The sequence below is a fragment of the Bacillus chungangensis genome, from assembly GCF_030812995.1.
Classification (GTDB): Bacteria; Bacillota; Bacilli; order Bacillales; family Bacillaceae_C; genus Bacillus_CF; species Bacillus_CF chungangensis.
This window is the reverse complement of the sequence record NZ_JAUSTT010000033.1, coordinates 21,590-45,500: the sequence shown is the minus strand read 5'-3', so window position 1 is coordinate 45,500 and position 23,911 is coordinate 21,590. Positions and strand designations below refer to the sequence as shown.

The 23,911-nt window shown below is 38.1% G+C and carries 18 protein-coding genes, 10 tRNA genes and 2 pseudogenes; 3 read left to right on the top strand and 27 right to left on the bottom strand.

Translation table 11 applies throughout. The features are described 5' to 3' along the window. Positions 1-309: 309 nt before the first annotated feature. The 17 genes from J2S08_RS19895 to alr form a co-directional block, all read right to left on the bottom strand. Positions 310-383 (bottom strand) — tRNA-Gly (locus J2S08_RS19895). A 12-nt stretch (positions 384-395) separates the two neighbouring features. Then, positions 396-469: transfer RNA gene (locus J2S08_RS19890), tRNA-Pro, on the bottom strand. A 53-nt stretch (positions 470-522) separates the two neighbouring features. Continuing rightward, positions 523-599 (bottom strand) — tRNA-Arg (locus J2S08_RS19885). Positions 600-607: 8 nt separating this feature from the next. Next, positions 608-694 (bottom strand) — tRNA-Leu (locus J2S08_RS19880). A 191-nt stretch (positions 695-885) separates the two neighbouring features. Continuing rightward, a tRNA-Gln gene (locus J2S08_RS19875) sits at positions 886-957 on the bottom strand. 63 nt (positions 958-1,020) lie between these two features. Continuing rightward, positions 1,021-1,096 (bottom strand) — tRNA-Asp (locus J2S08_RS19870). 9 nt (positions 1,097-1,105) lie between these two features. Further along, positions 1,106-1,179, bottom strand: a tRNA-Met gene (locus tag J2S08_RS19865). A gap of 42 nt (positions 1,180-1,221) precedes the next feature. Next, a tRNA-Glu gene (locus tag J2S08_RS19860) sits at positions 1,222-1,296 on the bottom strand. A 15-nt stretch (positions 1,297-1,311) separates the two neighbouring features. Further along, positions 1,312-1,403 (bottom strand) — tRNA-Ser (locus J2S08_RS19855). 1 nt (position 1,404) lies between these two features. Continuing rightward, positions 1,405-1,479 (bottom strand) — tRNA-Asn (locus tag J2S08_RS19850). 147 nt (positions 1,480-1,626) lie between these two features. Further along, positions 1,627-2,109 (bottom strand): SprT family protein, encoded by a 483-nt coding sequence (locus tag J2S08_RS19845; protein ID WP_307232667.1) that lies wholly within the window; start codon positions 2,107-2,109, stop codon positions 1,627-1,629. 97 nt (positions 2,110-2,206) lie between these two features. Next, entirely contained in the window at positions 2,207-4,381 is a 2,175-nt protein-coding gene (locus J2S08_RS19840; protein WP_307232665.1) for a Tex family protein, read from the bottom strand. An 869-nt stretch (positions 4,382-5,250) separates the two neighbouring features. Then, a complete protein-coding gene (locus J2S08_RS19835) occupies positions 5,251-5,652 on the bottom strand; it encodes an anti-sigma regulatory factor (RefSeq protein ID WP_307232663.1) in 402 nt (133 codons plus the stop codon). Between the two features lie 997 nt (positions 5,653-6,649). Next, a complete protein-coding gene (locus J2S08_RS19830) occupies positions 6,650-7,000 on the bottom strand; it encodes a type II toxin-antitoxin system PemK/MazF family toxin (protein WP_307232661.1) in 351 nt (116 codons plus the stop codon). 4 nt (positions 7,001-7,004) lie between these two features. After that, the gene (locus J2S08_RS19825; RefSeq protein WP_307232659.1) at positions 7,005-7,286 is read right to left on the bottom strand and encodes a CopG family ribbon-helix-helix protein; all 282 of its coding nucleotides are present in this window, start codon (positions 7,284-7,286) and stop codon (positions 7,005-7,007) included. Positions 7,287-7,667: 381 nt separating this feature from the next. Further along, a complete protein-coding gene (locus J2S08_RS19820; RefSeq protein ID WP_307232657.1) occupies positions 7,668-7,802 on the bottom strand; it encodes a hypothetical protein in 135 nt (44 codons plus the stop codon). Positions 7,803-7,874: 72 nt separating this feature from the next. Continuing rightward, positions 7,875-9,035, bottom strand: a complete 1,161-nt coding sequence (gene alr, locus J2S08_RS19815) for an alanine racemase (protein ID WP_307232655.1) — start codon at positions 9,033-9,035, stop codon at positions 7,875-7,877. Between the two features lie 180 nt (positions 9,036-9,215). Between alr and J2S08_RS19810 the strand changes: the two are divergent. Then, positions 9,216-9,457: pseudogene (locus tag J2S08_RS19810) on the top strand (MATE family efflux transporter); the annotation flags it as partial. Between the two features lie 253 nt (positions 9,458-9,710). Here the strand turns inward: J2S08_RS19810 and J2S08_RS19805 are convergent. Together J2S08_RS19805 and acpS are read right to left on the bottom strand one after the other, a co-directional pair. Further along, positions 9,711-10,724, bottom strand: coding sequence for a LolA family protein (locus J2S08_RS19805; protein WP_307232653.1), 1,014 nt, complete (start codon positions 10,722-10,724; stop codon positions 9,711-9,713). Between the two features lie 331 nt (positions 10,725-11,055). Continuing rightward, positions 11,056-11,418, bottom strand: a complete 363-nt coding sequence (gene acpS, locus J2S08_RS19800) for a holo-ACP synthase (RefSeq protein ID WP_307232673.1) — start codon at positions 11,416-11,418, stop codon at positions 11,056-11,058. Positions 11,419-11,727: 309 nt separating this feature from the next. On the opposite strand from acpS, the gene J2S08_RS19795 reads away from it, so the two are divergent. Beyond that, a complete protein-coding gene (locus tag J2S08_RS19795) occupies positions 11,728-12,330 on the top strand; it encodes a rhomboid family intramembrane serine protease (protein ID WP_307232652.1) in 603 nt (200 codons plus the stop codon). A gap of 69 nt (positions 12,331-12,399) precedes the next feature. Here the strand turns inward: J2S08_RS19795 and J2S08_RS19790 are convergent, their stop codons facing one another. The 6 genes from J2S08_RS19790 to J2S08_RS19765 all read right to left on the bottom strand — a co-directional run bounded on the left by J2S08_RS19790 (position 12,400) and on the right by J2S08_RS19765 (position 20,373). Next, on the bottom strand, positions 12,400-13,905 hold the full coding sequence (locus J2S08_RS19790; protein ID WP_307232650.1) for a PH domain-containing protein: 1,506 nt from the start codon (positions 13,903-13,905) through the stop codon (positions 12,400-12,402). Next, positions 13,898-14,383 carry a PH domain-containing protein gene (locus J2S08_RS19785; protein ID WP_370875722.1) on the bottom strand — a complete coding sequence of 162 codons (486 nt, stop codon included), beginning with the start codon at positions 14,381-14,383 and terminating at the stop codon, positions 13,898-13,900. The genes J2S08_RS19790 and J2S08_RS19785 overlap by 8 nt, the downstream gene beginning before the upstream one ends. Before the next feature lie 646 nt (positions 14,384-15,029). Continuing rightward, on the bottom strand, positions 15,030-16,463 hold the full coding sequence (locus J2S08_RS19780; RefSeq protein ID WP_307232648.1) for a DEAD/DEAH box helicase: 1,434 nt from the start codon (positions 16,461-16,463) through the stop codon (positions 15,030-15,032). 175 nt (positions 16,464-16,638) lie between these two features. Then, positions 16,639-17,331 carry an alpha/beta hydrolase gene (locus J2S08_RS19775; RefSeq protein ID WP_307232646.1) on the bottom strand — a complete coding sequence of 231 codons (693 nt, stop codon included), beginning with the start codon at positions 17,329-17,331 and terminating at the stop codon, positions 16,639-16,641. A gap of 414 nt (positions 17,332-17,745) precedes the next feature. Continuing rightward, the gene (locus J2S08_RS19770; protein ID WP_307232644.1) at positions 17,746-19,122 is read right to left on the bottom strand and encodes a UDP-N-acetylmuramoyl-tripeptide--D-alanyl-D-alanine ligase; all 1,377 of its coding nucleotides are present in this window, start codon (positions 19,120-19,122) and stop codon (positions 17,746-17,748) included. A gap of 189 nt (positions 19,123-19,311) precedes the next feature. After that, entirely contained in the window at positions 19,312-20,373 is a 1,062-nt protein-coding gene (locus J2S08_RS19765; protein WP_307232642.1) for a D-alanine--D-alanine ligase, read from the bottom strand. Between the two features lie 480 nt (positions 20,374-20,853). Between J2S08_RS19765 and J2S08_RS19760 the strand changes: the two genes are divergently transcribed. Continuing rightward, complete coding sequence (locus tag J2S08_RS19760) at positions 20,854-22,020, top strand: dicarboxylate/amino acid:cation symporter (protein WP_307232639.1); 1,167 nt, start codon at positions 20,854-20,856, stop codon at positions 22,018-22,020. A 183-nt stretch (positions 22,021-22,203) separates the two neighbouring features. Here the strand turns inward: J2S08_RS19760 and J2S08_RS22795 are convergent. After that, a pseudogene (locus J2S08_RS22795) lies at positions 22,204-22,551 on the bottom strand (site-specific integrase); the annotation flags it as partial. A gap of 139 nt (positions 22,552-22,690) precedes the next feature. Beyond that, positions 22,691-23,899, bottom strand: a complete 1,209-nt coding sequence (gene dpaL, locus J2S08_RS19750) for a diaminopropionate ammonia-lyase (protein WP_307232637.1) — start codon at positions 23,897-23,899, stop codon at positions 22,691-22,693. Positions 23,900-23,911: the final 12 nt, after the last annotated feature.

Here is a 23,911-nt window from a genome sequence, read left to right as displayed (position 1 = left end):
CACGCCGCCAGCGTTCGTCCTGAGCCAGGATCAAACTCTCCAAAAAAGTTCAATGAGCTTCGAATCTCTGCGTCAGTTTCGGCTCGGCGCATCCTCACGTACTTTAGTACGCTCCGGTGCTTCTCCCCAAAACTTCCTTGACCTTCTCGCTCCTTGAACTTTTTACGTTCTAAACGAGGGTCATCGAGTTCAAAACATCATGTACTATTATTTTAGAAGCTTGAATAGCTCATAGTTAAAATTTAGAATTACATTGACGTTTTGTTTTGTTCAGTTTTCAAGGTTCAATATTATGAATCTACTTTTTTATGGAGCGGGTGATGGGAATCGAACCCACGACATCAGCTTGGAAGGCTGAGGTTTTACCACTAAACTACACCCGCATATGCTCCTGATCGGGAAGACAGGATTCGAACCTGCGACCCCATGGTCCCAAACCATGTGCTCTACCAAGCTGAGCTACTTCCCGCTTAGAAAAACTAGATCGGACCTATTCTATTAAACTTATTTTCTATAAAGTACTGGCGCGCCCGAGAGGAGTCGAACCCCTAACCTTCTGATCCGTAGTCAGACACTCTATCCAATTGAGCTACGGGCGCATTGTTTTTGGTGCGGTCGAGAGGACTTGAACCTCCACGGGGTTAACCCCCACTAGGCCCTCAACCTAGCGCGTCTGCCATTCCGCCACGACCGCGTTTAAGGCAACAAGATAAATTATACTAGATACTAGTTCAAAAAGCAACTAGTTTTTTTAATTTATCACGAGCTAGCACTAGAAATATGTTTAGACATGACACAAAAAACAGTAATATATATAGAAAGATCTCAATTATATCTAGTAGTAATTAAACTGATCATTGATCTGCCTTTTTAAGAATAAAAAAACTGGGCTAGCTGGATTCGAACCAACGAATGACGGAGTCAAAGTCCGTTGCCTTACCGCTTGGCTATAGCCCATTACATCCTTATTCTTTGCAAAAAATGCAAATGTATTCTTAAATTAAATAAAAATAATTAAAATGGCGGTCCCGACGGGAATCGAACCCGCGATCTCCTGCGTGACAGGCAGGCATGTTAACCGCTACACTACGGGACCATTATTTAATTGCGGGGATAGGATTTGAACCTACGACCTTCGGGTTATGAGCCCGACGAGCTACCAGACTGCTCCACCCCGCGGCGATAAAAACTTCTATTGTTTCTAGAATAAACCAGAAACGATGGTGACCCCTACGGGATTCGAACCCGTGTTACCGCCGTGAAAGGGCGGTGTCTTAACCGCTTGACCAAGGGGCCTATGTATATTAAAAGTGGCGGAGAAGGAGGGATTTGAACCCTCGCGCCGCTTTAAGCGACCTACACCCTTAGCAGGGGCGCCTCTTCAGCCTCTTGAGTACTTCTCCATGGCTCCGCAGGTAGGATTCGAACCTACGACCGATCGGTTAACAGCCGATAGCTCTACCACTGAGCTACTGCGGAATAACGGACTCTTTTGATTATAATGATCTATAGAGAGTATGTCAAGATGTGATTCGTATTTTTATTTAAAAATTTTATTAGAACTAATTTCTCTATATTTGGCATAAAGCCCTCCATCAGATAAATGACCATCATACTCTAAAGAAATTACTTTTGACTTTCATTTTGATCTATAGCTGGCAAGAGTTTCAGTGTTCCTTTACATGATCCACAAACAAAGCGATTTATATTGACTTTTCGCCGTCTTTCATATTTTTTTTGACAATGAGTACAGATGTATTTATAGGTGCTTTTTCCTTTATTTGCTGAAATTGGAGAGAGAGGTGAACAAAATCTAGGCGCTCCTACTTTTTTAAGCAAAGCTTTAAACTCAGGATCTCGATGCTGATAGCCTTTTCCCTCTAGATGAAGATGATAATGGCAAAGTTCATGCTTAATGATGCCAATAACCTCTTCTATTCCAAACGTATCATAATACTTTTTATTAATTTCGATATGATGCGTATGGAGTAAATAACGCCCTCCAGTCGTTCTTAATCTTGGGTTAAATACTGCTTTATGCTTGAAAGGCTTGTGAAAATATTGTTGAGAAATGGCTTCTGTTAATTGTTGTAATTGTTCATTATTCATTTTTTGCACCTCTACATGATACAATACTCAAACAAATTTTTTTATAAACTCGTCTATTTCAAAATCAGGTGAAGACCTCGCTTCACCTGATGAATGATCATTTCATTTTCAGCATTGTTAAAGATACCCTGCCTTTTTGAACATCGACTTTTTCCACCCAAACAGTGACAACATCCCCAACGGAAACAATGTCGAGTGGATGCTTCACATAGCGATTGCTAAGTTTGGAAATATGGACTAGACCATCTTCTTTTACACCAATATCGATAAATGCCCCGAAATCAACTACATTGCGAACAGTGCCTTGTAATTCCATGCCGACTTGTAAATCTTCTAAAGAAAGTACATCTTTTTTTAACAATGGAGCAGGCAGTTCATCACGAGGATCGCGGCCAGGCCTGACTAATGCATCTATAACATCTTTTAAGGTAAGCTCCCCTAGATTTAGACTTTCCGCTAAAGTAGTGATGTCTACGTTCTCTAAAGCTGTCTTTAATTTTTCCGTTCCTATGTCAGAAACAGTACAATCGATGCTATCCAAAAGCAACTTGACTTCTCGATAGCTCTCTGGATGTATCGGTGTACGATCCAGTGGATCGGTTCCATCTATAATTCGTAAAAACCCAATACTTTGTTCATAGGTTTTTGCCCCTAAGCGTGGAATCTCTTTCAACTGTTTTCTACTTGTAATTTTTCCATTTTCTTCACGATGTTTCACAATATTATTGGCGACTGTTTTGCTGAGGCCAGCTACATATTGCAAGAGGGAAGAAGAAGCTGTATTTACATTTACACCAACTTGGTTGACGGCTGTCTCCACAACAAACGTTAAGGAATGATTTAATTTCTTCTGAGAAACATCATGCTGATACTGTCCTACCCCTACAGATTTTGGATCAATTTTCACTAATTCAGCTAACGGATCTTGCAATCTTCGTGCAATCGATACAGCACTTCTTTCTTCGACTTGCAAATTTGGGAATTCCTCTCGTGCTATTGGGGAAGCAGAATACACGCTTGCTCCAGCCTCATTGACGATTAAATAAAATACGTCACTTTCCGCAAATTGTATCGTCTCTGCTACAAACTGTTCAGTCTCTCTTGAAGCTGTCCCATTTCCGATCGCAATCATTTCTACGTTATATGCATGAAGTATTGCCAACAGCTTTTCCCTTGCTTCCTCAACTCGTGCTTTTGGTGGATGAGGATAAATAACGGCAATATCCAGCAACTTCCCCATCTCATTTACAACTGCTAATTTACAGCCGGTTCGATAAGCTGGATCAATACCTAATACAACCTTTCCTTTCAACGGCGGCTGCAGCAATAGTTTACGAAGATTTTCTGAAAAAATGTGAATTGCCTGATCCTCCGCTTTCTCAGTTAACTCATTGCGAATTTCTCGTTCAATTGCTGGTTGAATTAATCGCTTATAACTATCTTCAATCGCATTTTTTATTTCGTTCACTACAGAAGAAGCTTGATTGCGAATAATTTTTTGATGCATTCCTTCTAAAAGAGCAGACACATCAGTTTGAACCGCAATTCGGAGAACACCATCTTTTTCCCCACGGTTTAAAGCAAGAATCCGATGAGGAACGATTTTGGAAACCGGTTCTTGGTATTCGTAATACATTTCATATGTTTTCTTCTCATCTTTTTCTTCCGCCTTAAGAGAGGAAACGACCAAACCCGTTTGATACGTTCTTCTTCTAATCCATTGCCGGTAAGCCGCTTCATCAGATACCCATTCCGCGATAATATCTTGTGCACCACTTACCGCTTCTTCTAGCGTTTTCACTTCTTTTTCTTCCGACAAAAAAGTGGCGGCTCTCGTTTCGAGTCTTTCTCCAACAGGAAACGTCATCATCCACTTTGCTAGCGGTTCTAGACCTTTTTCCTTTGCAATTGTCGCTTTCGTTCTTCGCTTTTGTTTATACGGCCTATATAAGTCTTCTACGATTTGCAGCTTATCGGCAGCATGAATCTGTTTCTCAAGCTCTGGCGTCATTTTTTCTTGCTCCTGAATCGAACGAATCACTTCTTCTTTTCGTTGTTCCAGGTTCTGCAAATAATTCCATCTATCGATAATACTTCGCAGTTGCACTTCATCTAAAGCGCCTGTTATTTCCTTTCGATAACGAGCTATAAAGGGAACAGTGTTTCCTTCCTCCGTTAACGCAATAACGTTCTTTATTTGTTGGCTAGAAAATTTTAATTCATGTGCTAGACGCTGATATAATGGTTCATTTTGATTGCTTGTTTCTGTCACAAGATCACCCCTTAGTCTTCTACTTTATAGTTCCGTTCAAAAAGGAGGATAAACGAGCCGAAAAGTTCGGGAGCAAAAGCTAAGGAGCCGGACCGACTGCTGCTGAGAAGGAAGATCTACGCTAAGTTTCGAAGAGAAGCAACTCACTTGAAAGTTAGAGAGACCAATCAACAAAAAATTTGACAGCTATTCTTCCACAACTTTTTGAACAACCTCTATGATTTTCATTTTAACATAACCATGGAAACATACGCATTTCGAAGGAAAAGAATTCCATAAAGTCCGTCTAATTTTTTTATGTACAGGATTGTTTAAAAAGATTTCATATTTATCAGCTTTATACCCATTGGAGCAATGGAGGAAACATGGAGTGTTTTTATAAAAAAAGAGGCGGAGATTGCAGAAAGTTTTTGACTTGCCTAATAATAGGCGGAGAACAGAAGCTTAGTTAAAATCCAACACATTATAATAAATGGGTGTATTTAAAATACTATTTTTACTAATTGCATGTGCTATTGCTTCATTAGCAAAAAGCACATTTCTCTTACAATTCCTGGTTAATCCTATCCAAAGCATATTTGATCATAGACTTGCAAAGTGCAGCTTGAATGCTTTTCCTTTTTACATCAGCAATTGCTACACAGATGCCAGTCATTTTAAAATGGTCATTTGCTGTTTAGACAGCTTACGGCATTTCGAACGTCGAATACAAATACTGGATAAGAAATCATATTAATAAACGAGGCAATATCGAACATTCAAGTATATTATTTACACATTGATAATGAAATTGAAGGATTACTAGTAAATCTCTGGCATATACAAGTCATGCACCATTAGATTCTTTGCAACCCATCCCCTGGCATTCTTTATGATAGCCATTTAATCGTCATAATAGCGGTTCCTTGTTCAGGAGTTGAATGAATATTAAACTCATCCATTAAACGTTTTACTCCTGGTAGACCTGCTCCCAAACCACCTGACGTTGTAAAGCCAACTTCCATTACTTTACGAACGTCATAAATGCCAGGCCCCTTATCTCTTGCAATGATTTTAATCCCAGATTTTTTGCTTTTTAATTCTTTTTTTATACAAATTTCTCCTTCTTTTGCATAGAGAAATATATTTCGAGCTAATTCGCTGATGGCCGTGGTAATACGCGCTTGATCTACTGTTCCAAAGCCTATCTCCTTTGCTGCGTTTCGGCCTAATTGTCTGACCGCAACGATGTCCCATTCATTTAAAATTTTTACGCAGGATTGGAACTCCATACAGTTAATCCCCCAGTTCCTGTTGATTTCTCTATGTCATATCTAAAGTCAATGGCAGACTGGACACCTTCTAACAGAAGGCCTTGTCGCAGGCGGGTGGTCAAATACCTATTATTACTAATTTTAAACCCGTACATTTTGACATTTCAATAGACAAATCCAATAACTTGGTAATGAAGCTAATCATATAGAAGTAATGTGCTCTTGGGCTATTACAAACAATAGATACTGTCATTGAAGTCTGTTTGCTTCTCTTTCCCATTGAACAGATATAGGCTTTAACAAGCAATACTTTTGTGTTTTTTCTGCTTATCCTTTATCAATATCTATCATATTCGACATAATGAATAACACTCCGTCTCATTAAAAACATGTATCATTGGTTTTTAAGAAATGGTTCGTCTAGTTGCATTTTTTCCTCATAAAAAAACGCCCTTCTTAAAAAAGAGCGCCAAAAACTTCCCGTCAAAAAGTATCTCCTGTACGAGCTATCGGTCAGCTCATCATCTTTTACATTTCCAAATTGTTTGCTTCACTAGTTCAAATAGCCGTGATGTGAACTACTCACCATTTATTGACCTTGCTGTCTGATTGAAGTGGGAGCTTCTTGGGAACTAGATACTTTTATTAGCTATCTATATTTACCAAGCTATAAGGGCAGTCCCTGCCCCTAGAGAAAATACCAACTACATAGCTAGTTTCAGCAAGTTCTTACTTGCATTCACATCCCTGCCAATACAAGATGGTAATGCAAGAGAAAGACTGAGTGTTTGTTACGATCTAATTTCATAGTGCTATCAACTCTCTATTGTATAGACTGATTATAGAACAATATTTTGGCTTACGCCAACCGAAAATTCATCTCCCACTTTCATTGGGCTATACCCTTCACATTTAGAAGTGGGAGAATTCTTTTCGGAAATCAAGTTAAAATAACTTCTGCTCCAGCATGAAACGACATTTCATTTCTAAAAGTTGAAATGTTTTTTCATTACGATTAAAACTCAATAAGACCTAAACTAACTTGTAATGCTTTATCTACTTTTTCCATCATTTCTTCATCGAGATGAGTAATTTTGTCCGTTAAGCGTTGTTTGTCAATCGTTCTAATCTGCTCAAGCAAGATAACGGAATCGCGCTCAAAGCTATAACGATTTGCATCAATCTCCACATGTGTAGGCAGTTTTGCTTTTTGGATTTGCGCTGTAATTGCAGCTACAATTACAGTTGGACTAAACCGATTCCCAATATCGTTTTGAATGACTAATACAGGTCTGACTCCGCCCTGTTCGGAACCAACGACTGGGGAAAGATCTGCGAAGTACACATCACCACGCTTAACCATCAAAGCATTAACCTCCGCTAACTAGCCGCTCAACTGTATGTTCTGCCTCATATTCTGCTTGAATCGCTTCACATGCAATTGCTAAGTTAATTTTAGCCATTTCCATATAGCCGCGCCTCATCGACTCACGTATATGTTTCTTTCTACGTTCACTAAGGTACATTTTTGTAGCTTGGTAAATAAATTCGTTGCGATTTACATTTTCTTGTTTCACAAAACCGTCTAATTCCGTTAAAAACTGCTGTGGTATACGAATAACTATTTCTGTTGTTGCACTGGATTCAGACACAAACTACACCTCCACCATCACTACACGCCATTTCTGTCATAATCAATACAATAATACCATCAAAAAATAGATATGCAAAGCAAATTCGTTATAGGATCTTTATCTCTTTTATAGAAGCGGTTTTTGCCTCTCTTCTTCATCATTTCTATCTTTATTACAAATTATTCCTCACATGTATTTTTGAAAGAATAATCATTGTAATCGCTCTCATATCTTTTCTCATAATCTGAAAATTGATTCAATCAAAAACAATTCCGTTGTGATAAAGTGAAACTTCCATGAGTGGGGGTTTTCTCTCATCCCCCACTGATAAGAAGTAGAACAAAGGCTAAGATCGCACCGTCCTCGAAAAAGAAAACCGCTTTTTCTTCGTGCGATGTATCACTGCTGAAGCTTTCCTTGTCCTGTTGCAACGCCTTTGTGACCGACATCCTCGAAAAAGAAAAGCACTTTTTCTTCGTGCGATGTTGATTCAAGAAGCTTTCCTTGTCCTGTCGGCCCGAACCAATCGGACATTTGACTTTCAGTTATCCCCCACCTAGCGCTTCTGATCCCTCTTACTCCCCGAGGTGGGGGTCTTACTGCCAGTTAGATGTGGGATAAAAGCTGATTGACTACTTCTACTATCTCACCATTTTTCATATATACTCTTGGAACACGATTAGAAATAGAGCATGTCACTTCATAATTAATTGTTTCGAGCTTTTCTGCAATTTCATCAATAGAAATAAACCCATCCCCTTGGGCGCCAATTAACGTTACTTTCTCCCCTGGAGGCATATAATATGGAAGTTTAATCATACACTGATCCATACAGATTCTTCCGATAATTGGTGTGCGTTGCCCATTAACGAGCACTTCCTGACCTTGGAGCTTGCGAATCCATCCATCTCCATAACCAATAGGCAATGTCGCAATCCATTCCTCGTCTTCTGTCGTATAAGTTGCTCCATAGCTTATACTTTGACCACATTTTAGCTTTTTAACATGAACAATTTTAGTGTGAAGAGAAAACACTTCTTTTAATGGGATTGGCAAGATAGCTTTCATACTAGCAGACGGAGACAATCCGTATATCGCAATCCCTGCTCGGACGGCATTGCACTCTTCAATATTCATTCTCAGCGTAGCTGCGCTATTTGCGCAATGAACATATGTTGGCCTTTGTTTAAGCGACTTCACCATTTCTTGGAAACGGTCCAACTGCTGCTGAAAAAGAAGCGAATCACGTTCATCTGCCGTAGCAAAATGGGTGTAAATACCTTCAATAATAAAGCAAGCATATTCCGAAGTCAGTTGTTCTAATGACTGGAGTGTCTCTACCGTATTCACACCGATCCTTCCCATGCCTGTATCACATTTAAGGTGAATCTTAACTTTTTCATTACTTGTAACATATTTGGCTGCTTCCCGTATCCATTCCTCTTGAAAAACTGTTAATGTCAGGTCATTCTCTACGGCCATTCTCACGTCTTCTGGACGACTGACGCCAAGGACAAGGATTGAATCTTTTATTCCAGCTTGACGTAAATACAATGCTTCATCAACAAATGCAACTGCAAGACCCTTTGCTCCTGCTTCTAGCGCTGTTCTTGCGATTTTAACAGCTCCATGTCCATAACCATTCGCTTTTACAACTGCAATGATCTCTTTGTGATGGCTCGTTAAAGATTGGATAGATCGAATATTGTCATACAAATAATCTAACTGTACTTCTACCCACGTATCTCGAAAAAAACGCTTGTCCATGGTTTTCACTCCCTCCTGATGCATGCCAAAAAACGTTTCCTATTATCTTTTTAACCTTGTTTTCTAACCACTTTGATTATCATGTTCATCCACTATTCTGTCAAATTAAAGGAGATTCATATTCATTGAAAAATGGCAAGAATTTCATTAAATAATCGTAGAAACAGGAGAGTGATGGGGATGACAAAAGCGAATGCAAAAATTCAAGAGGCACCGATTAGAAAGCTCTTTTTTTCTTACCTTATTCCCGCAATATTAGGGATATTGTTGTTGACGGTATTTTCATTGGCCAGAGCGTCGGCGCCAATGGTTTGGCTGCGGTCAATATTGCAGTTCCGGTCTTTTCATTATTTATCTCTATTTCACTCTGGATTGGCGTTGGTGGAGCAGCGCTCTATTCTATATCATTAGGAAAAGGAAAAGTCTTTGGCAATCACATTAAGTAGAGGAATGATTCTTGTTGCGATCTTCACTTTCCTTCTTACCCCTATTTTGGGATCAGCTGGCATCTGGTTAGCATGCCAGCTGCAGAAGCTTTAACTGCTGTGACTATTTTCATTACTTTAAAAAAGTCTATCTACGAACAGCAGCTTTATTAACTGGGGCACAGCTTTATCGAAACGAAAAATCTCCCCCATTCAAGCAAAGGCTTGGTTGGGGGGAGATTGAAGCTGCTTATTTAACACCAGTCCCTTGAACAGAACGGGCAATTGTCATCATTTCTTCCTCGGTTAAATCTTGAGAAGCAAGTAAGTAATCGACACCATTATATGTCCACGACAGCGAATTTTCTGTTATTTCCCCGATCGCAAAGCCTAAATCCGCCATTTTTCCATTTGCTTCTGTTTCCAACATCATCGTTGGTATGACTTCTGCTTTTTCTTGAATAAGTGTAAATGACTTTTCCCCGCCATATGTCAATACAACCCGTGTACCATTGCCAGTATCTAATTCTTCTTTTTCCACTAATTGTACGTCTGGAAGTTCTGCTGTTGGATATTTAATAGTAAAACCTTCTTCTTTTTCCCCCGCATCGACAGGAACAACAAGCTGTGCACCAGTCATGTTCTTTTTCACCTCAAAGGAATCCTCATCAAATTTAGGATTGAATTCAAATGCTGAAAAATCAACAGAAATTACTTGACTGCGATTTGTATCCATCACTTTTACTAGTTTCGGTGCGAGGCTTTTTTTATGAAAAGTAATCTCTTGAATTGGCACCATTTTATTGTTTTGATATCTAGTTTTCGTTTCAAACACAAACGTATCCTTAACACCTTTAAAAATAGATGCTTTATCCTCCAAAATGTCTTTGACAAGTGATGCATATAAGTAAGGTTGACTGCCGTTTTTCGGCCAATCGCTTTGGAAGCGATAACTTTTATTCAATGCAGGTGTTAAAACATATACACCATCATCATTGCGTAAAATCATTTGACTTTGTTCTTTCTTATCATTTTTTAAATGTACTCGATAATGATCAGGAGCTCGGTGCCAAATCTCAATTTCATATGTTTGCGGTTCATCCCCCACCTTTAAAGTCATCTTTGCTTTTGCTTTATAGCCTTTCATTTCTTCTATTTTTTCATTTAAGCCTCGCACGACGTCTTCTTTTGACTTTGCCCCACATGCAGAAAGCAGCAGTGTTATTGCAAATACTGAAGCGAGCAACCACAACCTTTTCTTCATTTTTTCAACCCCTTATTGTCTCATTTAAGCGTTAGTGCGAGAGGCAGGGCAGGCAAAAGATATGAACCATGTCATGCGCTCTTGACAGCCGACTCCCTCTTTAGGTGAGCGCGTTATATAAACATGGCAATAGCTGCTGCTTTGCCTTGTCTCTCTTATCGTACTATGAATATATGAGACAACCACCTTGAATATGTATATGTTAAAAAGTAAAACTGTCATTCGTTGACTCGTTGTCTTTTTAAGGTCGATTATGTTGTATATCTTCGTTTCTATCGATGCTATTATGCACTTTGCAATACTTAAAGCTGGAAATATCACTTCTGTTCAATTATTGAAAATCGTCCCCTTCAATAATTACCTGGGCAGCAGCAATCGTACGAGTATGTGAAATAGATAAATATACCTTTTCTCTTCTCGGCTTCACTATTATTGGCTTGCCATTTTGATCATAGGATGTTTCAATATCTAAAAAAGAAAGCTGATCGCCAATTCCAGTGCCATTTGCTTTTGCATAAGCTTCTTTTGCTGCAAATCTTCCTGAAAGATATTCGATTTTACGCTGCTCAGATAATTGTTCGTACACTTGCAATTCTTCTGTCGTTAATATTCTGAGTGGAAATCGTGGTTGACGCTTGCAAATATCATGGATTCTTTCTATTTCAACGATATCTAAGCCGATTCCTTTAATCATCAATCTCTTCCTTTTCACATGATTTTTGTATGTTGCTAAAGGCTTTACTTGCAAAAATAACTGGAAACGTGCGAAAGTATAGGCAGTGTAAATCGTTCTATTCATCTAAAATAAATTAATCTCCTAAAGATACAGCTCATAACATTATATGAAGACTTTGCTTAACATGCATATAGAACGAATGCTGTAAATCATAACGAACAAGTAAGCATAGTAAACTGTACTTGTTAACATAAGGACGAGATGCAATTAATTAAAAGTAAAGCTCACGATCTAAATGCATCGATAATAAACTGGAGGAGATGTCCAATGTTTGTAAGAAGAGAAAGCTTTTCTCAATTTTTGAAAATGTACCCCATTATATCAATTATTATTTTCATTCATTTATGCCTCTTTCTTGTAACTATTGTACCCTTTTTCCCACAAAATTGGGTTTACCAGCATTTATCCGGCATCAACCTCTTTATTGCAGGAGGAGAATACTGGAGACTGTTTACACCTATTTTCGTTCATACTGGTTTTGCCCATGTCCTTTTTAATTCTTTTTCCCTGGTTTTATTTGGTCCATACTTAGAACGACTACTTGGAAAATTCATCTTTCTAATTGTCTATATTGGATCTGGAGTTTTTGCAAATTTAGTTACGTTTATCATTATGCCATTAACATATATGCATGTTGGTGCAAGCGGAGCAATATTTGGACTATTTGGAGTGTACCTTGCCCTTATTGTTCATTTTAAAAGACTATTTCCAGCCCAAGGAAAACAAGTCGTTATGCCTATTATTGCAATTGGCGTCATCATGACCTTCTTGCAGCCTGGGGTTAATATTACTGCCCATCTTGCTGGACTCCTTGGAGGATTTATCATCTGTACCATTCTTATTAAAATAAAAGTCATTTCTTTACGTTGAACAGTTGCCATATGATGATCAGTGATTTGTAAGCGCAAGATTGCAGCATTGTATAAGGATTAATTAATTTCAAGTAGGCGGGTTGTCCATTGATGACATGCATTCATGTTCAATATGCTCACTGGATACTGTTTTATGAGGACGATACCATTGATAGATGGTATTGATGTCCTTTTCACAAAGATGAGGCACAACCCCTTCTGCTGTTAGAAATCCTGATTTAGCAGTTGCTGAAATAGTAGCTAAATGTGCTCTTTTTTGAAACCAGCTAGCCCTTTCTTCCAACGATTGAATGCGATTCTTTTGAAAATAAATCGTATACTTTAAATATTGTCGATATTGCAATATTAATTGTTGATTCTGTATATTCCAGCCAGCCGCCTTATACCTAGCTATACCTATCAAAAAGCTATACAAGAATAAAAAAGCGCCCAGTAATCCATATGGCCAAATGAATATTGAAAAGATGATCGTTATAACAGCACTGAAAATCATATTTTTCATCATAAAGCGCCGTTTTGCTCTCTTAGGTGCTCGTTGCAAAGACAAATCGAATAGATACTCTGGCAATATGTCGCCTAATACATCTGGAATGTTTGCTTTCTTGAAAATAGGCAAGAGTGTTATTTTGCCTTCCTCTTTGTCCAATGCAGAACCACCAGCACTATGAATATAAACTGTTGCATAACCAAGCAGCTGTCTAAAAGGATTTTCCACCATTTTGATTGCTTGAATGCGGTGCAGTGGAATGGTTGTTTGATGTTTTTCTAAAAGCCCTCTCGTGATAATCAAATCTTGATCAAGCACTTTAATCGTAAATTGATTGTATTTTAACATGGTAATGAGAATAGATATAAACCACGCAAGGAGAACGGCTGCGAAAATAGCTGTTATGATAAAGAGTACACCGTTTCTTACAAATCCTTCTAACTCATTGAATATCTTCTCGTAAGGAATATAGTCTTCAAATTGTAAAATAAAAGCAACTGCTGCGGAAATGACGACACCTATTCCTCCTGAAGTAGAAGCCATCAACAAAAGATCTTTATTCGATACTCGCAAAAGAAATGTTTCTTTTGTTGCTTCTAAATCTGCGGGTTCTGTTTCTTGCATTGCCTTTTGTTTCAGTTGCCGCTTCACTGTTTTAATCGTCTCCTGAATCATAAAAGCATCTGCTTTTTTAATTGCTGTTAATTCTGCTTCCTCTCCACTAGCTGTTTCGATTTTCACCTTTACCAATCCGAATGGACGCTGTATGACTCCTTCTGTAAAATCCAAACTCTGAATTCTATCAAAAGGAATATAACGTTTCTTTTTCACCAACAACCCATATTCTATCCTTAACTCTCCATCTTCTAATCGATAAGTAAATCTCAGCCATTTTATTACTCCTGAAACAATGATTGCTAATAGTAAAAATAATAGAATAAATCCTTTTACCTTTAGCCAAAAAGCACTTCCTCCACCTCTACTGCCGATAAAGAATAAGAAAATAAAAGGAATAAACAGGTCTTTTAGTTCTCCAAAAAAATTTGTTAATACTGTAATAGGATGTAATCGTTTATAATCAAACATCTTCTTCCGCCACCCTTGCTAATTGAGAAATGGCACGACGCATTTCTTCCGCTTCATTAAGATCAACTGCTGGAATTTGATGGACAGTTGCTGCAGTTGCAATCGTAATCGTTGCTAGATCGTATTTCCGCAAAATTGGCCCTTGTACCGTATCAACATGTTGAACCCGAATCATCGGCACTAGCGTTTTTTTCATAAAAAATACACCATGCTGTAGTTCAATCTCTTGATCTCTCACTTCATAGCGCCATCTTTTCCATCTTATGAAAGGAATCAAATACGTAAAAAGGAGGGTAATGAGCAGGCCAACGAAAATGCCAACGACTATCAACCAAAAAGAGAGCTCTTTCATATATACAAAAATACTTCCTCCAATGATCAAGACCCAAACAAAAAGAGCAATGATTAATCCAGTAATACGCCATACCGGAAGTGCGCGAACTGAAATTCGTTTTTGAGGCACTTGCATTTCCACCATCTTCACTCCAATCACAATTTATTTAAGACACAAAGTGTATCTACTATCAGTCATTTTAAGCTAGAAACGCGACGTCCTCAATAAAGAAAAATACTTTCACACATCCAAAAAGTCTTCCTTATCCTATAAACCCGTACCAATCGGATATTGAACCAATTATCCAACACTTAGCGCTTTTGATTCTTCTGGCTCTTGGGGAAGCAGCTAAATTTGCCAGTTAAATGTGGGATTAATAAGCTCGTCATTTATTTACTATCTTATACGAAGTGAGATCGTACATTGTTTCATCTTGGGTAAAATAAAAAGCATCTCCACCTAAGGGACATGCTTTTTAGATATCGTTTTGTAAGTTTTACATATGCTGTTATGAGCTCGAACCGATGTAAGGATATTCAAAAAGTCCGGGAAAAATTACTGGCGAATTTCTGCGTCACTCGGCCGCTTCGTTCCTCACGTATTTTATATACAAATTCGGGACTCTTCAGCTTTCCTTCCTTGAAATTCTTGGTACTTTTTCTTGGTACTTTTCCTTAAACAAACACTTATCGGTTCAGGTGCTTCGCTTTAACACCTATGATCGCTTACGCTTTTTGCGCGTACTCCACGTTTAATTTACAATTTTCTTATTTCATTTATTAGATGCCTATTATGATTGCGGCCTGCGGTTCGGTCGCCTATGCGACTTGCGATTTTTGTTATGAGAAAACGGCTTTCCTCCCCGACGTGAACGCATCGTCTTTTGATAAGAATCTCTTTTTTGCGGAAGCGGCCTTTCTTCTGTAATATGAACCGGTGTTTTATCAGGTTCTTTTGTCATCATTTTCAAGACTGCTGCTGTGACATCTAAAGCGTCATTTTCAGCTAATAATTCTCTCGCAATATTCATGTACTCTTCTAAATTGTTGTCTTTAATAATGTCATTAATCCGATCCATTGTTAAACGCTGCTGTCCTTCAAAGGCTTCGTTCCATGTCGGCGGCTTCATTTGCTGCATCCGTTTCTTTGTTGTTTGTTCTACCACCCTTAGATAGCTCATTTCACGAGGGCTGACAAAGGTAACCGCCATTCCTTCTTTTCCAGCACGTCCAGTTCTTCCAATACGGTGAACATAGCTTTCAGGATCTTGTGGGATATCGTAGTTGTAAACGTGAGTAACCCCAGAAATATCAAGACCGCGTGCTGCAACGTCGGTTGCAACCAAAACATCTACTTTCCCTTCTTTAAACTTCCGAAGGACGGATAAACGTTTTGCCTGTGTTAAATCTCCATGAATGCCTTCCGCAACATAGCCGCGAATATCCAATGCTCTTGACAACTCGTCTACACGACGTTTCGTGCGGCCAAAAACGATCGCAAGCTCTGGTGAGTGGACATCGATAAGACGTGACAATACATCAAATTTTTCTCTTTCATGGACTTTTACAAAATATTGTTCAATTAAAGGAACTGTCATTTCTTTTGCCTTCACTCTTACCGTTTCAGGATTCTTCATGAATCTTTCCGCAATGCGGCGAATTGGTTCAGGCATTGTTGCAGAAAAGAGCAGTGTTTGTCTTTCATCTGGAACTTGTGAAAGGATTGCTTCAATGTCATCAATAAAGCCCATATTTAACATTTCATCTGCTTCATCTAAAATAAGTGTATGAACATGATCTAGACGCAATGTACGACGTTTAATATGATCAAGAATCCTGCCAGGTGTTCCAACAATAATATGCGGGCCTTTCTTCAATGCTCTAATTTGCCGTTGAATATCTGAACCGCCATAAACTGCTAATACACGAGCACGTTTGTCGCTGCCAAGTTTATACAATTCCTCCGAAACTTGTATCGCTAATTCTCGTGTAGGGGCAATAATAATCCCTTGCACATGCGGAAGCTTTAAATCGATTTTTTCAATTAAAGGAATCCCAAAAGCAGCTGTTTTCCCTGTTCCTGTCTGTGCTTGTCCAATAATATCTTTTCCTTCCAAGCTTAATGGAATTGTTTTTGCTTGAATGGGTGTTGCTTCTTCAAAGCCCATGCGATTAACTGATTTTAAAATCGCAGGGCTTAATGTTAACTCTGAAAACTTCGTCAATAGTATTCAATCTCCTTCATAACTTCTTTACGGAGCACACTGCCCCTAGGGGAGTCACCCTTTTCTTGACACAAAAAAGGCACTCTTTTTGTGAAGAGTTGCTGCGAAAAATTGTAAACGATACGATTAATGTTACCACTAATGAGCACTAAATTCAATGCAGGGAACGATGGATTTATCCTTCATCTTGAAGAAATGTATAGATAGCCTGAAATATTTGCTCCTTGTTTTCGCAGTGGCAAATAAGATGCTTTGCACCTGGTTCCATATGAATTTTTTTTATGTCAGAACCAATTCGTGAATAAAGAAATGCTGCGCTTTTTGGCGGTACGATGCCATCTCCCTCTCCTTGCACAATAAAGGTAGGAATTTTTATTTTTTTTAATAAGGGACGAACAAGCAGCACGATCTTTCTAAATTCAATTGTAGCGGAAAACGGCGTATGAATTATTTTTCGTTTATATCGCTGAAACATTTCATTACCCTGTAAGTTCCCTTTAAAGCTATCACTGATCATTTCTTTTATATCTTTATAAAGCTGCTGCGGATTCACATAAAAGGCTGCGGCACTTAACAAGACAAGCTTACTAACTGGGTATGCTGCTGCTAAAATACTAGCAATGAGTCCTCCCATTGAAAAACCAATTACATACACTTCATCACATGCTGACAAAAGCTTCTTTAATTCTTTCTCAGCATATGCCACCCAATCTTTATGAGAAATACCTTCTAAAGTAGCACCATTTCCATGTCCCGGCAAAGTGGGGACAACGACTTGCCAATCGGTTTTTTCCTGTAAATAAGCGGCTAATGGCGCCAACTCTTCAGGTGATCCAGTAAAACCATGAATACAAAGACAACCTATCATCTGCCATCACCATTATCTATACTTTTCCATTCTTGTTTATTTCATACCTCTTTTTACTTCTATCATATAACAATCATTTAGTATATCACGGCATCCTATAATCAAAGTAGCTTCATTTAACAAACGAAGGCCAAGCAGGATGCCTACTAGGCTCATTAGAAAAACTTAGCACAAACATAGCCAACAATAACTTATTTGTGTGTTTAAGATATTTTTGGGAACAAAGGGAAACTTTCATCAGCGGGGAATTTTTATTTTGTGGAGACGATGTTCTCGAAAAAACGCGATCCTAATTCAAGAAGTATTCCTTATTTTCTGGGCTGAACAAAACGAAATTTTTAATGAATCGAAGCGAGAGTAAGAAAAATCCTCACCTCCCACTCCCCTCATCTCATTTCTTATCCAAATTTACATTTAACTACTGGCTAAAAAGGATACAACTTCTTCCAATTTCATGCCTCTTGATGCTTTAACGAGTACGAGCTCGTCTCCTGCTAACTTTTCTTCCAATGTTTTCATTAATAATTTTTTATCAAGAAAAGCAAAAACGCGATCATCTGGGAAGTTTTTTCTTGCTTCCTCAGCAATATATTGTGAAAGCTGCCCATAAGTAAAGACATACTGAAGATGATCAGGATGAAGTTCTCTCCCGATTTGTTGATGAAAAGAAATTTCTTCCTCTCCTAACTCCAGCATATCACCTAAAACAACAACTCTTTTTTTATTTTCGCCGATGTTCTCGAAAAGCTGAAGAACCGCCCTCATTGCCGTTGGACTCGCATTATAGGAGTCATCTAAAATGTGGATGCCTTTTTTTCCCTTCACCCATTCCATTCGCATTTTCGTAAGTGTCAAGCCCTGCAAGCCTTTTTTAATCGCTTTATGCTCCATTCCAAGCGACTTTGCTGCCAAAATGGCAGGGAGAGCATTTAATACATTATGAAATCCTAAAACGGGGACAGCATATACCTCATCTTGAGCAATGTTTATGGAAAAGATATGTCCATCCATTTGCTGCTCAACGTTTATTGGATAAACATCATTTTTTATTGTCTTTCCAAATGATTGCTTTCGCTCTTGAACCTCTTTTATCATGTCTATTAACAGAGGTTCATCACCAGGATAAAGTAGAATTCCATCTTTGTTCAATCCTTCTGTAATTTCCATTTTTGCGGCTGCAATTGCCGACCTTGAACCTAAATCAAGAAGATGAGCTTCTCCTATGTTGGTAATAATAGCAATGTCAGGCCGGGCAATATCCGTTAATAAAGCGATTTCCCCTTTTGCACTCATTCCAAGTTCCAATACAGCCACTTCGACTTCCTTATCTAAAGATAAAATAGTAAGCGGCAGTCCAATATGATTGTTATAGTTGCCCTCTGTTTTTTGAACGACAAACGTTTCTGATAGGATCGCAGCAGCCATATCTTTCGTCGTTGTCTTGCCATTGCTTCCTGTTATCCCGATTACCTTAGCTGTGAGTTCTTGACGATAAGCTTTTGCCAGCCTTTGTAATGCAGCCAATGGATGATCTACGATTAAGACAGGCAGATGCAACGGAGGATTTGGTACACTTTTATGCCAAAGTGCAGCGCTAGCACCTCGTTTGAACGCATCTTCTACAAATTGATGGCCATCGACATGCTCCCCTTCAAGTGGAATAAATAAATTTCCTGCTTCCACCTTGCGTGTGTCGATACAAACACCACTTACCTCAACTTGATGAAAGGATGCAACATCATTTTTTATTTCTATCATCTTTGTAATTTCTTCAATTGTTTTTTTTATCATGCAGTATTCTTCCTCCATGAAAAGAGTAAACTTACTTCAACTTATATACTTCACATTTTTTTGAAAAGAAAAGCCGACGCTTCTCAGCGAGACCATATTGAAAAAAATCAAATAGGAATTGATCTTACATAATTGAACGTCTTACGGTATTCTCCGACTCTTAAATATTTAATAAAGCAAATGCTATTTTTAATAGGTATGATCAATTTGCTGCTTTTCTTGATGCCTCTCCATTGCTAATTCTACTAGACGTTCTATTAACTGAGGGTACTCTACTCCAGTATGCTTCCAAAGCAGCGGAAACATGCTAAATGGGGTGAAACCAGGCATTGTGTTCACCTCATTAATAAGCACTTCGCCTTTTTTGGTAACGAAGAAATCAGCACGGGCTAAACCAGCACAATCAAGAGCTTTATAAGCATCTACTGCCATTTGCTTTAATACTTCGTAAGTCTCTTGTGAAATGTCGGCAGGGATAATTAATGAAGTGTTTTCATCCCCATACTTTGCTTTATAATCGTAGAATGCTTCTCTTGAAATAATCTCACCTGCAACAGAACATTGAGGATGATCGTTGCCAAGAACGCCTAATTCGATTTCTCGAGCTTCCACACCCGCTTCAATAATAATTTTCCGATCATAACGAAAGGCTTCCTCGAAAGCAGCTGCCAATTCATTGCGGTTCTCACATTTGCTAATACCGACGCTTGATCCTAAGTTAGCCGGTTTCACAAAACACGGGTAGCCTAATTCCCGCTCCACTCGATCGTAAGCAGCTGCAGGATGTGCTTTCCATGTACTCCGAACATACCAAACATAATTTACTTGCGCCAAACCAGCTTGAGCAAATAAATTTTTCATAATAACTTTATCCATACCCGCTGCCGATGACAGGACGCCATTCCCAACATATGGAGTATTCAGCACTTCCAACAACCCTTGAACTGTTCCGTCTTCGCCATTAGGACCATGTAGAAGCGGAAAAATCACATCATATCCAGTTTCATTAGCTACTGTACTTAATGGATGAGAAACAGACGTACTTTGTGCCTGAAATTGCAGTGCCCTCACATCTTGAACAGTGTCTATTAACTGGTCTCCTTTTATCCATTCTCCCTTAGTTGAAATATATATAGGATGAACATCAAATTTTTCGAGGTCCAATGCTTGAATGACAGCCTTCGCAGTTTGCAAGGAAACTTGATGTTCTGCCGATTTCCCACCATAAAGCAAACATATTTTTGTTTTCATTGTTATCCTCCAATAATCATGAGATGTTTTCATTTTAACATTTTCAAAGAAAAAAAAGAGCAAATATATATTTTTATAAAACAGCATATCCTTTCATTCTATCAGTCTTTTTTCTATTTTATGCCCATTTTTTTGTAAAGTTGCATTCATTCTGCCTTTCGCATAAACAATATTAAAAGCAAGAAAGAGAGAAAAAAAGAGTTCAAGGTGATCTTATTAGACGAAGAGTCTCCCATTTTAAGAAAAATACATTCTTAACAAAAAACTTCCATATACATATTAACTTTGAAGCTTATCCATAGTATGATAAATAACAGAAGCCAGCCTATGATACTGAATTAGTTTTATGTGCAAACGTTTTCAACCGAATGCTTTGTTGCAGTGGGAATCAGACGAAAGCTTTGAGGCTATTTGCTAAGATATTTAACGATGAAAGAAAATAAACCCATCAGAGTACAAAAAAATAAAGGGGAGAATGTCATGAGGAAAATTGGACTTCTACCGCGCATTATTGCGGCAATTATTTTAGGTATTATCATTGGATCATTTGCACCTATACCAGTTATTAAAATTTTAGCTACATTTAATAGTTTATTCGGAAACTTTCTCACCTTTACTATTCCATTGATTATCATTGGGTTTATTGCACCAGGAATTGGAGCTATGGGTCGGGGAGCTGGCAGATTGTTAGGTCTTACAGCGATGATTGCTTATGTTTCCACTATCTTGGCAGGTTTATTGGCATTTATAACAGCAAATAATCTGTTTCCAACAATGCTCTATCATCAAACGATAAAACAATTTGAAAATCCTGAAAGTGTACTAAGGAAAGGGTATTTTTCCATAGAAATGCCCGAAGTGATGGGAGTAATGTCTGCCCTGCTCATCTCATTCGTTATTGGCTTAGGAATTGCTGCGATTAAAGGCGACCTTTTACTTAAAGCGATGAATGAATTTCGAGACATTGTACAGCTAGTCATTACAAAAGTCATTATTCCATTATTGCCGATTCATATTCTTGGTATTTTTGCCAACATGACAGCAGCGGGGCAGGTTTTTACTATTTTAAGCGTATTTGCAAAAGTATTTGTCATGATTATTGTACTGCATCTGCTTTATTTAATATTTCAATACGTTGTTGCTGGTTCAACACAAAAGCAAAATCCATTTAAAATGCTGAAAATAATGAGTCCTGCTTATTTTACAGCACTTGGGACACAGTCTTCTGCTGCTACGATTCCAGTGACATTAACACGTGCAAAGAAACTCGGGGTGAAGGAAGAGGTTGCCGATTTTTCAATTCCTCTTCTAGCGAACATTCATCTGTCTGGGAGCATGATCACTTTAGTTAGTTGTGCAATGGCAGTGTTATTCTTACAAGGTAAAGCAATTACTTTTGCATCGTTATTTCCATTTATTTTAATGCTAGGCATCGCAATGATTGCCGCACCTGGAGTACCAGGAGGCGCTGTCATTGCAGCAATCGGTCTTCTTGAATCAATGTTAGGCTTTGGCCAAGCAATGACTTCGCTCATGATAGCTCTTTACATTGCCCAAGATAGTTTTGGAACTGCTTGTAATGTGACTGGAGATGGCGCTATAACTGCCATTACGGATCGTCTTCATAAGCGAAAAACTGCTTCGTAAGAGACAGATCAGCAGATTTCGTGGCCTATAACTTCTCTATTCTGCAATTTCAAACAAAAGCTAATGTTCAGTATCGATGTTTGAGGCGGGTATCTCTCGCCTCTAATATTTATGATGAATAGGCAATTTCAGTTATCCCCACCAAAGGTAGAAGGTGATAGTCAGACGTTGATATCAACGTTTTTAAGTCCTGACTACCACTTTAGCGGGGATTTTGGCGGAACTTTTATTTTTTTCTTTTTTTACGACTTGGTTGCCGTTAAAATGTATTCTTGATTTTTCAGAAGTATGAATAATGATGTTGCCAGTCATTTGCTCTGTTACAATTTAATCCATATTTACCCATAAATGGGAGTAGTGTTTTAACGTAACTTCTGGACTGGAATGTCCTAATCGTTTAGAAAGAACTAGAACAGAAACATTAAATTCATTAATCAAGTACAAAGCATGTGAGTATTGTAATCCTTTTGGTTGAATAACATGAACACCAGCAAACTTGGCATATCGAGCAATGATATTATTGTAGCTATTGTTTTATAAGGATATTTGTGTAATATAAACCTCATGGCATACGTAAGTACATAAATGCCATGAGGTTTATAAATTGAACAGTTAATTTAGGTAAGTAATAGATTTGTTTCAAAAATATTTTGATTACAAAATAATTCGTTTAGAAACTGGGATTTAAACCATCCCAAACAATTTTGCGATAGTTTTCTTGATCTGTATCTCCTTCTGTTGAAAGACATAAGATTTTTGAGTTGGCATCCATTTTTAATTGATTTTTTAACCAATCTAGGTCTTTGTTTTGAAGTACTTCTGCTACAAGACCTAATGTTGCAGCACCACTTTCACCTGAAACGATTTTAGTATCATCAGCTAATGGATTACCTAAAATTCTCATGCCTTTAGCAGCTATATTATCAGGCATAGAGATGAAACAATCGGCATAGTCACGGAGAATATCCCAACCAATAGTACATGGTTCACCACAAGCTAGACCAGCCATGATAGTATCCATATCTCCAGTAACACTATGAAGTTGTCCATCTTTTTCACTTGCTGTTCTGAAGATACAATCAGCTTTATCTGGTTCAACAATTACAATAATAGGTTGTTCGTCATCAGCATAAAAATCAGCAAAGAAAGCAGTTATTGCGCCAGCCATCGCACCAACTCCGGCTTGTAAAAAGATATGAGTTGGTTTAGTTTCTTGTAATTGCTTCATAATTTCATTTCCTATGGTAGTGTATCCTTGCATAATACGAGAAGGGATATCTTCATATCCTTCCCAAGCGGTGTCTTGAGCTAAAATCCAACCATTTTTTTGTCCGCTTTCACTAGCAAATCGTACAGCATCATCATAATTCAAATCTAAAATACTAGCATCTGATCCCAAAGATTTAATATTATTTAATCTTTCTTCGGAGCTTCCTCTAGGCATATATACTACACTTTTTTGGCCTAAACGATTAGCAGTCCAAGCAATTCCTCGTCCATGATTTCCATCTGTAGCAGTTACAAAAGTAATCTCGCCTAATTTTTGCTTTACTTCATCACTACTGATTTTTTCATAAGGTAATTCGCTAATGTCTAAACCTAACTTATCAGCAATAATGGAGCCTAAACAATAGCTGCCTCCTAGTACTTTGAACGCATTTAAATTAAAACGATAGCTTTCATCTTTGACGTAAATTTTATCAACACCAAGATTTTTAGCAAGATTTTTTAAATCTACTAATGGTGTTTCATTATATTCTGGAAAGCTTTTATGAAACTCCCAAATTTTTTTTGTACTATTTTTACCAAACTTTTTGATAGAAGTTTTATTTGATGTTTCTTTTCTATCATAGTGAACTGCTTTAATTAGATCAGTCATTTGTATCCCCCT

Excerpts from the sequence above, each read along its gene's own strand:
- J2S08_RS19845 (WP_307232667.1), bottom strand. The coding sequence starts at position 2,109 with ATGAATAATGAACAATTACAACAATTAACAGAAGCCATTTCTCAACAA.
- J2S08_RS19835 (WP_307232663.1), bottom strand. The coding sequence starts at position 5,652 with ATGGAGTTCCAATCCTGCGTAAAAATTTTAAATGAATGGGACATCGTT.
- J2S08_RS19820 (WP_307232657.1), bottom strand. The coding sequence starts at position 7,802 with ATGTCCGATTGGTTCGGGCCGACAGGACAAGGAAAGCTTCTTGAATCA.
- alr (WP_307232655.1), bottom strand. The coding sequence starts at position 9,035 with ATGGACAAGCGTTTTTTTCGAGATACGTGGGTAGAAGTACAGTTAGAT.
- J2S08_RS19805 (WP_307232653.1), bottom strand. The coding sequence starts at position 10,724 with ATGAAGAAAAGGTTGTGGTTGCTCGCTTCAGTATTTGCAATAACACTG.
- acpS (WP_307232673.1), bottom strand. The coding sequence starts at position 11,418 with ATGATTAAAGGAATCGGCTTAGATATCGTTGAAATAGAAAGAATCCAT.
- J2S08_RS19795 (WP_307232652.1), top strand. The coding sequence starts at position 11,728 with ATGTTTGTAAGAAGAGAAAGCTTTTCTCAATTTTTGAAAATGTACCCC.
- J2S08_RS19790 (WP_307232650.1), bottom strand. The coding sequence starts at position 13,905 with ATGTTTGATTATAAACGATTACATCCTATTACAGTATTAACAAATTTT.
- J2S08_RS19785 (WP_370875722.1), bottom strand. The coding sequence starts at position 14,383 with ATGGTGGAAATGCAAGTGCCTCAAAAACGAATTTCAGTTCGCGCACTT.
- J2S08_RS19775 (WP_307232646.1), bottom strand. The coding sequence starts at position 17,331 with ATGATAGGTTGTCTTTGTATTCATGGTTTTACTGGATCACCTGAAGAG.
- J2S08_RS19770 (WP_307232644.1), bottom strand. The coding sequence starts at position 19,122 with ATGATAAAAAAAACAATTGAAGAAATTACAAAGATGATAGAAATAAAA.
- J2S08_RS19765 (WP_307232642.1), bottom strand. The coding sequence starts at position 20,373 with ATGAAAACAAAAATATGTTTGCTTTATGGTGGGAAATCGGCAGAACAT.
- J2S08_RS19760 (WP_307232639.1), top strand. The coding sequence starts at position 20,854 with ATGAGGAAAATTGGACTTCTACCGCGCATTATTGCGGCAATTATTTTA.
- dpaL (WP_307232637.1), bottom strand. The coding sequence starts at position 23,899 with ATGACTGATCTAATTAAAGCAGTTCACTATGATAGAAAAGAAACATCA.